This window comes from Pseudomonas sp. E315 (assembly GCF_055406205.1).
Genome location: NZ_JBUZPJ010000006.1, coordinates 1 through 15,461 on the forward strand (window position 1 = coordinate 1; position 15,461 = coordinate 15,461).

General features: G+C 55.1%; 12 protein-coding genes and 2 tRNA genes. 7 read left to right on the top strand and 7 right to left on the bottom strand.

Annotation, left to right across the window (positions count from 1 at the left end; translation table 11 throughout):
• Window positions 1-105 precede the first annotated feature (105 nt).
• On the top strand, window positions 106-1,695 hold the full coding sequence (locus tag ACZRJQ_RS10550; RefSeq protein ID WP_463978303.1) for a hypothetical protein: 1,590 nt from the start codon (window positions 106-108) through the stop codon (window positions 1,693-1,695).
• Between the two features lie 39 nt (window positions 1,696-1,734).
• Here ACZRJQ_RS10550 and dnaB read toward each other — a convergent pair whose 3' ends face one another.
• The 7 genes from dnaB to rnr form a co-directional block, all read right to left on the bottom strand.
• The gene (gene dnaB, locus ACZRJQ_RS10555; RefSeq protein ID WP_016783319.1) at window positions 1,735-3,129 is read right to left on the bottom strand and encodes a replicative DNA helicase; all 1,395 of its coding nucleotides are present in this window, start codon (window positions 3,127-3,129) and stop codon (window positions 1,735-1,737) included.
• 122 nt (window positions 3,130-3,251) lie between these two features.
• Window positions 3,252-3,698, bottom strand: coding sequence for a 50S ribosomal protein L9 (gene rplI / locus ACZRJQ_RS10560; protein WP_048360320.1), 447 nt, complete (start codon window positions 3,696-3,698; stop codon window positions 3,252-3,254).
• 19 nt (window positions 3,699-3,717) lie between these two features.
• Window positions 3,718-4,614 (bottom strand): hypothetical protein, encoded by an 897-nt coding sequence (locus ACZRJQ_RS10565; RefSeq protein WP_463978304.1) that lies wholly within the window; start codon window positions 4,612-4,614, stop codon window positions 3,718-3,720.
• A gap of 36 nt (window positions 4,615-4,650) precedes the next feature.
• The gene (rpsR, locus tag ACZRJQ_RS10570) at window positions 4,651-4,881 is read right to left on the bottom strand and encodes a 30S ribosomal protein S18 (protein ID WP_003171373.1); all 231 of its coding nucleotides are present in this window, start codon (window positions 4,879-4,881) and stop codon (window positions 4,651-4,653) included.
• A gap of 28 nt (window positions 4,882-4,909) precedes the next feature.
• Window positions 4,910-5,335, bottom strand: a complete 426-nt coding sequence (gene rpsF / locus ACZRJQ_RS10575; RefSeq protein WP_003439045.1) for a 30S ribosomal protein S6 — start codon at window positions 5,333-5,335, stop codon at window positions 4,910-4,912.
• Window positions 5,336-5,623: 288 nt separating this feature from the next.
• Window positions 5,624-6,391, bottom strand: a complete 768-nt coding sequence (gene rlmB / locus ACZRJQ_RS10580; RefSeq protein ID WP_463978305.1) for a 23S rRNA (guanosine(2251)-2'-O)-methyltransferase RlmB — start codon at window positions 6,389-6,391, stop codon at window positions 5,624-5,626.
• A complete protein-coding gene (rnr, locus tag ACZRJQ_RS10585; protein ID WP_463978306.1) occupies window positions 6,388-9,054 on the bottom strand; it encodes a ribonuclease R in 2,667 nt (888 codons plus the stop codon). Before rnr ends, rlmB begins: the two co-directional genes overlap by 4 nt.
• A gap of 224 nt (window positions 9,055-9,278) precedes the next feature.
• Here rnr and ACZRJQ_RS10590 point away from each other — a divergent pair.
• From ACZRJQ_RS10590 to ACZRJQ_RS10615, 6 genes are all read left to right on the top strand, one after another.
• Window positions 9,279-9,365, top strand: a tRNA-Leu gene (locus tag ACZRJQ_RS10590).
• A 165-nt stretch (window positions 9,366-9,530) separates the two neighbouring features.
• Window positions 9,531-9,617 (top strand) — tRNA-Leu (locus ACZRJQ_RS10595).
• A gap of 201 nt (window positions 9,618-9,818) precedes the next feature.
• Window positions 9,819-10,325 carry a sigma-70 family RNA polymerase sigma factor gene (locus tag ACZRJQ_RS10600; protein ID WP_463978307.1) on the top strand — a complete coding sequence of 169 codons (507 nt, stop codon included), beginning with the start codon at window positions 9,819-9,821 and terminating at the stop codon, window positions 10,323-10,325.
• Window positions 10,326-10,330: 5 nt separating this feature from the next.
• Window positions 10,331-11,374 (top strand): FecR family protein, encoded by a 1,044-nt coding sequence (locus tag ACZRJQ_RS10605; RefSeq protein ID WP_463978308.1) that lies wholly within the window; start codon window positions 10,331-10,333, stop codon window positions 11,372-11,374.
• Window positions 11,375-11,508: 134 nt separating this feature from the next.
• Window positions 11,509-14,277: a TonB-dependent receptor plug domain-containing protein gene (locus ACZRJQ_RS10610; RefSeq protein ID WP_463978309.1), complete on the top strand. Its 2,769-nt coding sequence runs from the start codon at window positions 11,509-11,511 to the stop codon at window positions 14,275-14,277.
• On the top strand, window positions 14,274-15,395 hold the full coding sequence (locus tag ACZRJQ_RS10615; protein ID WP_463978310.1) for a cytochrome-c peroxidase: 1,122 nt from the start codon (window positions 14,274-14,276) through the stop codon (window positions 15,393-15,395). The genes ACZRJQ_RS10610 and ACZRJQ_RS10615 overlap by 4 nt, the downstream gene beginning before the upstream one ends.
• The last annotated feature ends 66 nt before the right edge of the window (window positions 15,396-15,461 follow it).

Genomic DNA, 15,461 nt, shown 5'->3' on the forward strand with positions numbered 1-15,461 from the left:
ATGCGAAGGGAGAAGATATCTTAAACAAGATACAGCGAGCCCGTGAGGCAATGGCCTCACGGGCTGGCGGGTAAGTTATTTTCAAAACAGCACACTAGAGAGGCCATGCAAAACGCTTACCTCAACACGGCTTATAACTTCGAGAGCCTGCACATCATCCTGACCACTCTTGAAAAACTCCCTGACTGGCCTACCTCCCTCAAAATTGAAATACGGGATAACAACATTAATGGCGAAACGCTTGGCGTCATTGGTCCCGACAATGCGGCTAAACAGTACCTGCTCGTTCGTAAAGACAATCTTTATGCCGTTAACGATGCCAACCTCGGCCAGTTGCATGCGCCTACCGACCTATTTAGTGCCATCGAGCAAACCTTGACCACGGACACCTTAAGCGTTAACAAAGGCGAGGCTCTTGAGCGAACAGTACAGCGAGCGCTACTACAGCGTGCGCAGTGGAAAACCCTGCCGATAAGAAGTGCTTCGCCTGCGCCGCCCCCTGTCATTTCAGCCGGACGCCCTCTTGACCCTAATTTTGCTGAACCAAAGCCGCCGAAAGGCGCTGTATTGCATAGTGAACACATCTACCAGAGCCAGCCCCAACCAGACGGCATGTACCGCTATTACATCCTCCAAGATGGTAAATACTACCAAGTCAAATCTGACAGAGCAGGCTGGCAGTTAATTGATTCCCGTAGCCGATTCCGGGCGTATAAGCCTTACATCCAAAGAAACCCTGAGGGAGGCTGGGGAATTGATGAAAGCAAAGGTTCGCTTCTCGGTGGCATGCCTGACAGCGCTCTACAAAAAACACTACAACGAGACAATAGTCACGATTCCAGCGACGACTTTCAATCTGCAACGTCCTCAAGCGAGGACGAATACGCATCTGCTGATGACAGCCCCCCACAAGTGTTTTACACAGCGGAAGAATTGGCCGACATGCGACGTATAAGTCCTTACGAAGATAATGAGGAGCACATTCGTACATACAAACGTTCAAACAATGGAAGGTACCCTATTCGTGATCCTGAAGGCCGGCCTATGCATATAAAAAGTATACAAGCCAACAGCAACCATTCAGCTTCTGGCATTAGATATGAGAAAAAATTATTAATACCTTATATTCTGTGGGAAGGCTACGAAAGGGTTGCCAGACTCTATGACGAAAAAATTGAAGTCGTCACTTTCAAAGCTGAATATCAAAAACACTCACAAGAATCGAGGTTGATTGGTCAAAAAACAGTAATTACAAAAAGAGTCATTAAAAAAGGAGAAATCCTGGGTATTTATGGCGGCGAATTTTTCAACGCGACACTTGAAAAAGCGCAAAAAAACCCCTATTTGATAGACGCCGACCCAAGCATCTTTCCAAGCCGTAGTGAGGCTCCGCAACTCAAAGCAATTCCAGGCAATTGGGCGTTTTCTGGTGACAATGTGCTGTCCAGAATTAATACCATTTTTGAATATCGCGCCAATAAACCTTACCGGCAGGCTAACAATGGGTACAACACCGAAATGGCAATTTTCGACATTACTGCACTTAACAACTATGCTCAAGAGTTAGCTCTGGGGCACAGAGTACGGCTTAAACTGGCAGGTATTTTTGCCACCGAAGACATCAGCGAAGGTACGGAGTTACGCTGGAACTATGGCTACAGTGAAAAAATGATCAAAGGTCTATTTCGAGAATAGAATACCGGCAGCTCACCTTCGACTTTAACTTAGGGCCAATCAGTCATCGTCAAAGTTGTAACTACCCGGCGCCAAGTTTTCAAAACGCGTGTATTTACCGATAAACGCTAGGCGCGTGGTGCCAATTGGGCCATTACGCTGCTTACCGATGATGATTTCAGCAATGCCTTTATGTTCGGTTTCGGGGTGATAGACCTCATCCCGATACACGAACATGATCACGTCGGCATCCTGCTCGATAGCTCCAGATTCACGCAAGTCGGAGTTAATCGGGCGCTTGTTTGGGCGTTGTTCAAGGGAGCGGTTAAGCTGCGACAGCGCGACGACCGGGCAGTTGAACTCCTTGGCCAGCGCTTTCAGGGAGCGCGAGATTTCAGAAATCTCGTTGGTACGGTTATCACCACCCGACCCAGGGATCTGCATCAATTGCAGGTAGTCGATCATGATCAGGCCAATGTCGCCGTGTTCACGCACCAGTCGACGCGTACGCGCACGCATCTCTGATGGGCTGATACCCGCCGTGTCATCAATGAACAACTTGCGGTCGTTCAGCAAGTTGACCGCAGAAGTCAGGCGCGGCCAGTCATCGTCTTCAAGACGACCCGCACGAACCTTGGTCTGGTCGATACGACCAAGCGAGGACAACATACGCATGATCAGTGATTCACCTGGCATCTCAAGCGAGTAAACCAACACCGCTTTTTCACTGCGCAAAACGGCGTTCTCTACCAGGTTCATCGCAAAGGTGGTTTTACCCATCGAAGGACGACCCGCGACGATGATCAAGTCCGCAGGCTGCAAGCCGCTGGTCATGCCATCAAGGTCGGTGTAACCCGTGGACAAGCCGGTAATGGCGTTGTCCGTGTTAAACAGCGTGTCGATTCGGTCGATGGCTTTGGTCAACAGGTCGTTAACACTCACCGGGCCGCCGGTTTTAGGCCGGGCCTCAGCGATTGCGAAGATCTGACGCTCAGCCTCGTCGAGGATTTCTTCGGCGCTACGACCTTCCGGGTTGAACGCACTGTCAGCAATTTCAGTGCTGATGCCGATCAACTGGCGCAAGGTTGCGCGCTGGCGCACGATCTGCGCGTAGGCCTTGATGTTAGCGACAGAAGGCGTGTTTTTCGCCAATTCGCCCAGGTAGCCCAACCCCCCAACTTGCGAAGTCTGACCTTCCTTGTCCAATTGCTCGGCAAGGGTCACGACGTCGATAGGGGAGTTTTGATCAGCCAATTTGGCAATGGCGCGGAAAATCAGGCGGTGGTCATGCCGATAGAAGTCGCCGTCCGACACTTGATCCAACACACGTTCCCAGGCGTTGTTGTCCAGCATCAACCCACCGAGCACGGCCTGTTCGGCCTCGATGGAATGCGGAGGCACCTTCAGGGCAGCGGTTTGTAGATCGTATTGCTCAGGAGCGGAGATATCGTTCATGGCCACTTGGAATTTGAGAGTGAAAATCAGGGTCAGCAGAAAGACAAAGGGCACGACCTGTAAACAGGATCGTGCCCGATGTTAACCGCCCGACACACAAGGTGCCAGTCAGTTAAGACTGCTTAAGCAGCTACCACAACAACGCGTACGGTTGCTTCAACTTCGGCGTGCAGGTGCACAGCCACGTCGAATTCACCCACGTTGCGGATAGTGCCGTTCGGCAGACGAACTTCGCTTTTTGCAACTTCAACGCCAGAGGCGGTCAGTGCATCAGCGATGTCGTGAGTGCCGATCGAACCGAACAGCTTGCCTTCGTCACCAGCGGTGGCAGTGATAGTCACTTCCAGCTCAGCCAGTTGGGCAGCACGCGTTTCAGCCGAAGCTTTTTTGTCTGCTGCTGCTTGTTCCAGCTCAGCACGACGCTCTTCAAACGCAGCCAGGTTGGCAGCGGTTGCAGCGGTTGCTTTGCCGTATGGCAGCAGGTAGTTACGACCGTAACCGGACTTAACATTTACTTTGTCGCCCAGGTTGCCCAGGTTCGCGACTTTTTCCAGAAGGATCAGTTGCATGTGAAAATCCTCTTAACTTTTAACCTTCACCGTTCGCAGAACCTTTGTCGGCATCTTTCGGCGCCAAACGTCCGCGAAAATCAATCAGGCTGTCGACAATGGCCAAAACCACGAGCAACGGATAGATCAGCTGCATAAACAGCAACAGCGTGACGTACAACCCCACCAGCCAAAACTTGGCCAGTCGCTTATGCGCCACCAGCCCGTGAATCAGGGCCAGCCCGGCGAAGAACAGCGGTACGCTGCACAACGGCGTAAGCATTGCCATTTGAGGACCAAAATTTGGCCCTACAAGCATGCACGCCAGCAGCAACATCGCTGGTCCAAGCGGTAGGCGGATGCTGCGAAACTCGCTGGCAAAACCGCCCGGGTTGTACAACAACGCTTGCCAATAACGCCCAAGAATCAGGCTCAGCACGCTGACGACCTGCATCAAAGCTGCAATCAAACCGGTGAGGACGGGTGCAATCAGTGCTCCAAGGCGCGCTCGCTCTACGTCAGATAACTTGTCGTAGAGCCCATTGAGGACCTGCGGCAGAAGTTTTTCCAACTCCTGTGCCATCGCTGCAATGGGTTCACGGAAAACCGTGCCCAGGATCACGCCATACACCACACCCAATGCCACGCTGACTAGCAGCACGCGATGCCAAGGCTGATCGGCGCGTAATAACATCGCCAATCCCAGAGTTCCGAGCAGCACCATCAAGGTGCGAGGTTCTCCGATAAACCACCAGACCAAGGCCGGCAGTAGAGCCCATGAGAGGATGCTCAAGGCATCTCTCGGACCGCGCCGCAGGAGCACAAGGCAACCCGCAGCAGCACTCAACCAGAACAAAAACGGCAATGCCGCACATCCGGCCACGATTAACGTGGCCTGCACACGGCCGCGCATGATGAACTCAGCTAAGGCGCGCATGCTTTCAATCCTTTACTACTTGTCGACTGCCCGGTCTCAGCGGCCGTGGCTGTCGGTGTAGGCCAGCAGGGCCAGGAAGCGGGCGCGCTTGATAGCGGTGGCCAGCTGACGCTGATAACGAGCTTTGGTACCGGTGATACGGCTTGGAACGATTTTGCCGGTTTCGGATACATAAGCTTTCAGGGTGTTGAGATCTTTGTAATCGATCTCTTTCACTTCTTCAGCTGTGAAGCGGCAGAATTTACGACGACGGAAGAAACGTGCCATGTAATTGGCTCCTCAAAAGGTCCGTGGATTACTCGTCAGCGTTATCGCTGGCGTCGCTGTTATCGCTGTCATCGCCATCGGCGCTGTCAGAATGCTCAGGACGGTCACGACGCTCACGGCGCTCACTGCGGTTCTCTTCAGCCTTGAGCATCTCGGACTGGCCAGTTACGGCTTCGTCGCGACGGATGACCAGGTTACGGATCACAGCATCGTTGTAACGGAAGTTGTCTTCCAGCTCAGCCAAAGCCTTGCCAGTGCACTCAACGTTCAGCATCACGTAGTGAGCCTTGTGAACATTGTTGATTGCGTAGGCCAGTTGACGACGGCCCCAATCTTCCAGACGGTGGATTTTGCCGCCGTCTTCTTCGATCAGCTTGGTGTAACGCTCTACCATGCCGCCGACTTGTTCGCTTTGATCCGGGTGGACCAAAAAGATGATTTCGTAATGACGCATGAATGCTCCTTACGGGTTGTAGCCTGCCGCTAACTAAAAAGCGGTCAGACAAGGAGTGAATGACACTTGTGTGTCTTGCCTAGAGAGGCACATATGCGCCCGCCATGACGGCAAGGGGCGCAATTGTAGAGAAGGCACAAGAGAGGCGCAAGGCAATTGGTGATTATTTGAACAATCAACCCCTGCCGAATTTCGTAGTCGCTGCCGCAGGCTGCGATAAGGTCCAAGACCGAAACGCCGAGCGCCTAGCACTCGATCGCAGCCTTCGGCAGCGACTACGGGTTTGGCTTACTTCTTTTTCGAAGAAGATTTAGCTTTGACGCTGCGCTGACGCAAGGCCTCGAACAGACAAACACCGGTGGCAACCGATACGTTCAGGCTGCTAACGCTACCGGCCATCGGCAAGCGCACCAGATAGTCGCAATGCTCACGCGTCAAACGACGCATACCTTTGCCTTCAGCACCCATGATCAGGATGGTCGGGCCAGTCAGGTCTTGCTCGTACAACTCTTGTTCGGCTTCGCCAGCAGTGCCGACGATCCACAAACCGCGCTGCTGAAGCTTTTTCAGCGTTGCCGCCAAGTTAGTAACGGCAACCAACGGAATCACTTCCGCCGCACCACAAGCCACTTTTCGCACAGTCGGGGTCAGGGTAGCTGACTTGTCTTTGGGCACGATAACAGCCAAAGCACCGGCTGCATCAGCCGTGCGCAGGCAAGCACCCAAGTTGTGCGGATCGGTCACGCCGTCCAGCACCAAGATCAGCGGAGCACCTTCGGTACGGTCCAGCAGCTCGTTGAGCATCGCTTCGCCCCACACCTGGCTCGGGCTCACATCCGCCACAACACCTTGGTGAACGCCTTCAACCCAAACGTCCATTTCACGACGCTCGGCGTTACCTACTGGCACCCGGCTTTCATCGGCCAAGGCAATCAGGGTCTGAACGCGAGGATCGCTGCGACCCTCGGCCAGCCATATCTGCTTAACACGCTTAGGGTGATGACGAAGCAACGCTTCTACGGCGTGGATGCCGTAGATTTTTTCCAACTGACTCATGACTTGGCCTTAGGTTTGCGCGCCCCGCCGCTTTTGGCGGCAGGAGCGGTGCCCGTTTTTGGCGGGCCTTTACGATGTTTGCTCGGCTTGGAAGGCTTGCCCGCGTCTTTAGCGGGTGCTGCCCTCCCCGACTTTCCCGGCTCAGATGTCCGACCGCCGCTTTTCGCTTCGGCCAGCAGCGCCTGCTTCAATTCGCGGCTTTTGCGCAGCTCGGCATTCTTTGCTGCCGCATCGCTTGGGCGATAGGCATCATCGGTGCTTTTCGGGGCTTTCTTCGCTGGCGCGCGGCGGCTGGCCTTTGCCGGCTCTGCGGGCTTTTCAGTCTCGTAGCTGCTTGGCTTGCCGGCCGGTTTGGTCTTGGCCGCAGGCTTTTCAGCACCACGATTCTTGCGACCGATCGGCGCGCTGAGGGTTTTCTCAGCCATTTCGAAGTCAATTTTGCGCTCGTCGAGATCGACGCGCATCACCCGCACTTCAACGGTGTCGCCCAAACGGAAGCTGCGACCGGTGCGCTCGCCCGCCAAGCGGTGATGCACAGGATCAAAGTGGTAGTAGTCGCCCGGCAAGGCTGTCACGTGAACCAGACCTTCGACATAAATGTCGGTCAGCTCCACAAACAGACCAAAGCCCGTCACAGCGGTCACTACACCCGGGAACGATTCGCCAACGCGGTCTTTCATGAACTCGCACTTGAGCCAGTTGGTCACGTCACGCGTGGCCTCATCGGCACGGCGCTCGCTCATTGAGCACTGCTCGCCGAGTTGCTCCAGAGCAGCTTCGTCGTACGGGTAAATGCGCGCCTTAGGAATAGTCATCGCGCCAGCACGGCGAACGTGCGGGGTATCCATTTTTGAATGGATGACGCTACGAATCGCACGGTGCGTGAGCAAGTCCGGGTAGCGACGAATCGGCGAAGTGAAGTGGGTATAGGCTTCATAGTTCAGGCCAAAGTGGCCTTGGTTATCAGCGCTGTACACCGCCTGACTCAACGAACGCAGCATCACGGTCTGGATCAGATGGAAGTCCGGACGATCCTTGATGGTTTCAAGCAACGCCTGATAGTCCTTCGGCGACGGGCCATCTTTGCCTTTGTGCAGGGTCAAACCCAGCTCGCCGAGGAAAGCGCGCAGTTTTTCCAGACGCTCTGGTGGCGGGCCATCGTGCACGCGGTACAGAGCCGGAATTTCGTGCTTTTTGAGGAATTCAGCGGTGGCCACGTTGGCCGCCAACATGCACTCTTCGATCAGTTTGTGCGCATCGTTACGAGTGGTTGGGCGGATTTCTGCGATTTTGCGCTCAGAACCGAAGATAATTCGGGTTTCTTGCGTTTCAAAATCGATTGCACCACGCGTATGACGAGCGGCCAGCAGCACTTTGTACAGCGAATAAAGCTGTTTGAGGTGCGGCACAACGTCAGCGTATTCAGTACGCAGTTGCTTGGCTTCGCTGGTTTTGGGCTGCTCAAGAATGGTGCTGACCTTGTTGTAGGTCAGACGCGCCTGAGAGTGAATCACCGCTTCATAGAACTGGTAGTCGGTCATTTCGCCGGTTTTGGAGATAGTCATCTCGCAAACCATGGCCAAACGATCAACTTTCGGGTTCAGGGAGCACAGGCCATTGGACAACTGCTCAGGCAGCATCGGGATAACGCGCTCGGGGAAGTACACCGAGTTACCGCGAACCTGAGCTTCGGCATCCAGCGCCGAGCCGATTTTCACGTAGCTGGACACGTCGGCAATGGCCACGTACAACTTCCAACCACCCGAGAACAGGCGCAACTTGCCTGGCTTGGCCTCACAGAACACCGCGTCATCGAAGTCGCGAGCATCTTCACCGTCAATGGTGACGAATGGCAGATGACGCAGGTCGATGCGCTTTTCTTTGTCTTTAGCTTCAACTTCAGGCTTGAGGCGACTGGCTTCTTTGAGCACCGCCTCTGGCCAGACGTGAGGAATGTCGTAGGTGCGCAGCGCGATGTCGATTTCCATGCCGGGCGCCATGTAGTTGCCCACCACTTCAAGCACATCACCTTGCGGCTGGAAGCGCGGCGTCGGCCAGTGAGTGATTTTCACTTCAACGAACTGGCCGACCTTGGCCCCTGCGTTGCGACCTGGCGTGACCAGCACTTCTTGCTGGATCTTGGGGTTGTCTGCAACCACAAAACCAATGCCGCCTTCTTCGAAGTAACGGCCCACGATGGTTTCGTGAGCGCGCGATACCACTTCGACAATAACGCCTTCACGACGACCACGACGGTCTAGCCCAGACACTCGGGCCAGTGCGCGGTCGCCATCGAATACCAGACGCATTTGCGACGGGCTCATGAATAGATCGTCGCTGCCATCATCCGGGATCAGAAAGCCGAAGCCATCACGGTGACCACTGATGCGGCCGAGAATCAGGTCGAGTTTGTCCACCGGGGCGTAAGTGCCGCGGCGCGTATAAATAAGTTGTGCATCACGCTCCATCGCACGCAGGCGACGGCGCAAGGCCTCAATTTGGTCTTCAGTCACCAGACCAAACTCTTCTACCAACTGCTCGCGAGCAGCAGGCGAGCCACGCTCGGCCAAGTGCTGAAGGATCAGTTCGCGGCTAGGGATAGGGTTTTCGTATTTTTCCGCTTCACGTGCGGCCTCGGGATCGAGGGTCTGCCAATCGGCCATTAGATAGTTTTCACCTTGTCTATATGCGGGTTAGTTTGGCATACGCGTATTGAAACGGGAAATTTCGGGCTCACACAGAGCCTTATTAGTCCTTTCTGACGCGTAATGAAGCTGCTTGCCAACCGTTCGCGAAATATTTGCGCTATTTTTGTTCACAACGCTTTACAGGTCAAAGGGGCATCCGTATAGTGCGCGCCATCAACAGCGGCAACGTTGCTGATGCTGCCCAGATGGTGAAATTGGTAGACACGCCAGCTTCAGGTGCTGGTGACCGCAAGGTCGTGGAAGTTCGAGTCTTCTTCTGGGCACCAATTTCGAGGTTGAGATTAGTACACTCTCAGGCCTCACACAAAAACCCGCGAAAGCGGGTTTTTGCATTCTAAGCATCTGGTTTATTAAAACTAAATCAGGGGTTTACAGAATTAAAAGGCCTCCGTATAGTGCGCCACATCAACAGCGGCAACGTTGCTGATACTGCCCAGATGGTGAAATTGGTAGACACGCCAGCTTCAGGTGCTGGTGACCGCAAGGTCGTGGAAGTTCGAGTCTTCTTCTGGGCACCAATTCAGGTTTGTAGTTAAACACTGCACAACCACTCAAAAAGCCCGCGAAAGCGGGCTTTTTAGTTTCCGGGATTCAAGCCCTCCCCCGCACACCCATCAAATACCTTCTATCTGCGTATCCAACGCTGTATTTGATAATCCATCTCATCCGCATTAATATCCGACCACCTTCAGATCGCTAACGCGTCTTCCTGGATTCTTGTGTCCGATAACAACGAAAGGCTCCAGCTCTACCTCACGCATCGACTTGCCTTGGTGGACTACGCCGCACCTATCGTAGGCTGCCGCTCCAAAGCCGAAGATGTCGTTCAGGATGCCTGGCTGCGTTTCAGCCAAAGCGCAGACAACCTTAACCCGTTGACGCAACCGGTCGGCTATCTCTATCGCATCGTGCGCAATCTGGCATTTGACCTCAACCGTCGCGTTACTCTGGAAAACCGCCACACCTCACGCGGCGAGTTACTGGATGAGCACATCGCCAACACCCCGTCCCCCGAACAAGAAGCACTGCATGTGGACGAGCTGCGCAAATTGCAACATGCTCTGTACCGCTTACCAGAGCGCACACGCCAAGCCTTTGTGCTGCACCGACTGCAAGGCTTGACGTTTCAACAAATCGGCACGCAACTGGGGATTTCTGTCAGCCTGGCCCACCAATTGGTACGCGACGCCCTGACCTACTGCGCGGAACAACTGAGCGATGACTGACTTTTTTGACACAACACCCTTACCTGCGCCCACCCAAGCCCGTGATTTCGGTGGCGCGTCCCGTGGCGACTGATAACCCGAACCCGGTTTGGGAAGCCGCACTGGACTGGCTTTTGCTGATTCAGCAAAACCCGCATGACCGCGAACTAATGAATCGCCTGAACGATTGGCGCCTCTGCACGCCCGAACATGACGCGGCGTATCGCAAAGCGCTTAAGGTCTGGCGTCTGAGCGGTGAAGCACTCAACCTGCCCGCCGAATCGCCACTCCTGTCGTCAATCACCCCAGCACCTACGCGCCCAACTGCACGTTTTACGCGCCGAAAACGCTCATTGCTCGGCGCAGCTGTGGCCGCCTGCGCATTGGTCATGCTGCTGCCAGACTGGCAAGCCATGAGAGCCGACTACCAAAGCCCGGTTGCCGAACACCGAACCGTCGCATTAAGCGACGGCAGCCAAGTGCTGCTCGACAGCAACACCTTGGCCGATGTGCAGTTCAATCCCGAACGACGCGAAGTCACGCTGCTGCGAGGTCAGGCGTTTTTCTCAGTTAAGCCCGATGCCGCCCGCGCCTTCTATGTAAACGCCGGGCAAGTTCGGGTGCGAGTGACCGGAACCGCGTTTGCTGTGAGCCTGAATGACAACGGCGTCGACGTCAGCGTCGAAAGCGGTACCGTGGCGGTGCACACCTCACAATCATCCACGACCGCGCCTCACCTGCTGCACAGCGGCGACCTGCTGAGTTACACCTCCGCCGACGATCGCACCCGTCTTGCGCAATTACCCCTTGAGCAAATCGCCCCGTGGCGCCGCTGGCAATTGGTGGCCATCGATCAGCCCCTGGAGCAGGTACTCGTACAGTTGCGACGCTATCAACCCGGCTTGATCTTGCTGACCGACAAAGCACTGGGACAGCGACGCATCACCGCTGCCCTCAACCTGCGCGACCCTAAACGCGCACTGCAAACGGCCATCGCTCCACTGGGCGCTCGCGTGCAAGACAGCGTGCCTTTTACCCTGATTGTCTCGGCCTCTAGCACCGCTCTGTAAGGCCCATTCCGGGCCTTGTGGAAAAAACTTCATTTATTTCTGGAAATCTTCAACAGCCAAGAGTCTTTACCTACGAACGTCACTGATAAAGATTCGCATTAGTGACTATGGCGTTTCATTTCGTAGGTCATCTCATGCCTTCTTCGCGTTTGCGTTGCATCCGTCTTGCTGTTTATGGATCTCTGGCCCTTGCACTTGGACTGCCCTCACTGGCCTGCGGCGCCACTATTGAGCCTGATGCAAGCATCAGCCACCCGCTTCAGCACTTCCAGATTGCAGCTCAGCCATTGGGCTCAGCGCTGATTGTTTTTTCACAACAATCTGGCTGGCAGGTCAGCGCCGAAAGCTCATTACTGGCGACACAAAGTAGCGCGCCAGTGCAAGGCAACATGAGCCCTGAGAAAGCCCTGACTCAACTCTTGCGCAACAGCGACTTGCAATGGGAGGCCACATCACCCGATAGCGCCTCAATCTTGCCGCCCATTCAGGCCAATGAACTACTCATCAAAAGCACGCCCATCACGGCTATGGAGCCTATTTTTCAAGGCGAGCAGACGATTGACCGACAAATGATCGAGAGCCTGCCCTCAGGTAACGGCGACATTACTAGCCTGTTGCGCACCAACCCTAATGTGCAATTCGACAACAGTCAGTTGAGCAGTAAAACCCCGGGCGAAATCGCTCCTGCCGACATCAGCATCAACGGCGCACGCCCTTGGCAGAACCTGTTCATAGTCGACGGCATGAACATGAACAACGACCTCGACCCGGGCAATAGCAACGACGATTTCGATGAAATGCCTGGCCGCAGTCAAGGTTTGGCGCTCGATACCGACCTGCTCAATAACATCAAGGTTTATGACAGCAACGTCCCCGTCGAATTTGGCGGCTTTAACGGTGGCGTGGTCGAGGCCAATACCCGAGACCCCAAAACCGACTTTCACGGCAAGCTCTCCGTGCAAATGTCGCGCTCCGAGTGGACTCGGTATCACCTGAACGAAGACGACCCGGACCTTGAAAGTTTTGAAGCCGGGTTCGGCAACAAAAACCAGCCCGGATTTAAGAAGATCATCACCCGCGCCACCCTTGAAGGGCACCTGACCGAAAACCTTGGCCTGTTAGGCAGCTTCTCCCGCAAGGACTCAACGATTCCGACCCGGGTGTTTGCCCTGTCCAACCAAACTGAAACGGCCAATCAGACTGAAGTTCAGACCCGACGCATCGACAACTATTTTCTAAAGGCTGTGTGGCAGGCCAATGAAGACTGGAAACTGGACGTGAGCCTCACCCACGCTCCCGAAACCGCCAAGACGTTTGGCCCAAACTCGCTCTATTCCGCCCGTGAGATGGAAGCAGGCGGCGATAGCCTAAGCGCACGTCTGGTATGGAACGCCCCTTTTGCCCGCGTCGAGCAGAACCTGAGTTGGAGCCAGTTGAATACCGCACGCTACTCCGAAAGCGACTACATGATTCTATGGCGCACCTCCGAGACTAAAGACTGGAGCTCTACGGCATTCGCCACAGAAGGCGGTTTTGGGAATATCGAAGAAACCCAAAAAACCCTGGCTTACAAACTCAAGGCCGACTGGAACAGCTTCAACTGGCTAGGGGTCGAGCACACCCTGCAAACCGGGCTGGAACTCTCGCAAAATTCGGCTACTTACGAGCGCGCCCAGCCTTATTCCAGCTTCGGCGTGGCCAAGACACAATCCTGTCAGAACAATGATCGCTGGTGCTCGATGGGCACCACTCTCAATGGCTGGGCAGGGCAATATGCCAACACCATGACCCTAACCGAGGGGAAAATTGCCTTCGACACACGCTCATGGGCCTTATATCTGCAGGACGAAATGCGCTACAAACGCCTGACGGTGAGGCCTGGTGTGCGAGTCGACGGGGACGACTACATGAACCAAATCACTGTGGCCCCACGACTGGCGATAGAACTGGACGTGTTCGGTGACAGCAAAACCCGTATCACCGCCGGCGCCAACCGTTACTACGGGCGCAACCTGTATGCCTATCGCCTGCGAGATGGGGTTGCAGCCATGAGCACTGAGTACACCCGAGCCAATCAGACGGCCGAATGGGTAAAGGGCGACCGCACACCCAACGACAGCAAGTTCCAGCAGTTGAATGTTCCCTATGACGATGAACTCACACTGGGGCTAAGCCATGTGCAATGGAACACCGAGTTCGCCGTCAAATACGTTAACCGCAAGGGCCGCCAACAGATAAGCCGGGCCTGGGGCTCGCAAATCGGCGCCCCCTCCGAAGACACCAGCACCTTGGCAGCCAACTACTACACCTATTACAACGGCGGCAAAAGTGACGCCGACATCTACACACTGACCATTACTCCACTTCAGGCACTGACCCTGGGCAGCACCCGCACCAGCGGCCAGTTCGCTATGGACTGGAGCAAAATCAATAACACCGGGCTGTCCAACTACAGCGCCAGCATCGGCGCCACCTATGTCGAAGATCCAATGATCCAGTACAACGGTAAATTCATGCGCTATTCCGACATGCCTGCGACCAATTACAACCGTCCCTGGACTGCGCGCCTGACAACCATTACCGAAATAGAACCGCTGCACCTGACGTGGAGTAACTTCCTTCGTTACCGAGATGGCTATCGCCGTATCGCCGCCACAGGTAAAAAAGTCGTACACGAAGGCACCGAGGCCCGCGTCTGGGAAGAAACGCCATTCTCTGGCGCACTGACGTGGGACACCCGTCTGGCTTGGGAAATGCCCACCGCCAAGGAGCAAGCGGTATTCGTGAACCTCGATGTGACCAACCTGCTGGACAAGAAAATCGTCAGCACCACAGAAACCTCCGGCTTACCCACCTTTGAAGTCGGACGCCAATTCATGCTGGAAGTGGGGTACAAGTTTTGAACCGCTTGTTGGCGCGCGCACTGCACACTGGCTTGGCCGCGTGGCTGAGCAGCGCAGCCCTGAACGCAGCAGCCACAACAACCTGCGAAGAAAAATCGGCGGATTACACCGCCTGCATCGCTCAGCTCTATCGCCAACCCATTGCCCAATGGCCGACGCCAAGCGTAGATGCCGACATTGACTGGCAAGAAATGGCCGCGCTGCCCGACCACGCCCCAGCGCCGACCAACAACCCCTTTACGCAAGCCAAGGCTGATCTGGGTAAAAAGCTCTTTAACGACCCCAAGCTGTCGCGCTCCGGGCAAATTGCTTGCGCGTCATGTCACGAAGCCGATATGGCGTTTGCCGATGGGCGCCGCGTGTCTTTCGGCCATGACCGACAGAGCGGACGGCGCAATGCGCCAAGTCTGGTCATGAGCGGTTACAGTCAGGCACTGTTTTGGGATGGCCGTGGCGGCAGCCAAGAACAACAAGCCACACAACCAATCATCGACCCCGTTGAAATGGCTTTCGAGATCCCGCAGTTGCTGCAACGCCTCAACGCCGACTCAACCTACCGCGCGCTCTTTGCGCAGGTGTTCGGCGCCAGCCCTATTACCCAAGAACAAACGTCGTACGCGCTGGCCACCTACCAACGCACACTCGTCACCGCCACACGTAACACGGCGTTTGAACAACTGCTGCGCGGGCGCCCACAACGCATGAGCGAGCAGCAGTTGTACGGCCTGCATTTGTTTCGTACCAAGGCGCGGTGCATGAACTGCCACTTTGGCCCATCGCTGAGTGACGACGAGTTTCACAACGTGGGCCTGAGCTACTACGGGCGTAAATATGAAGACTTGGGCCGCTACGAAGTGACCGGAAAACCTGAGGATGTCGGGGCATTTCGCACACCATCATTGCGCTTGGTGATGAAAACCGGCCCGTGGATGCACAACGGGTTGTTCGTCAACATGGAAGGCACGCTAGCGTTTTACAACATGGGCATGCCTCGCCCGCGGCCCAATGCACAGCAAGCCAACGACCCATTGTTCCCGCAGACCAGCGATCGACTCAAAGTGCTGAACATGGACAAGGACGAGCTGCGAGCACTGCGCAGTTTTCTCGACACGCTCTAGGCAGGAGGCATCACAGTTCGTCGTACTAGCGCAATTGGACGCTGGGTCAAGCGCACTTGAGAAACA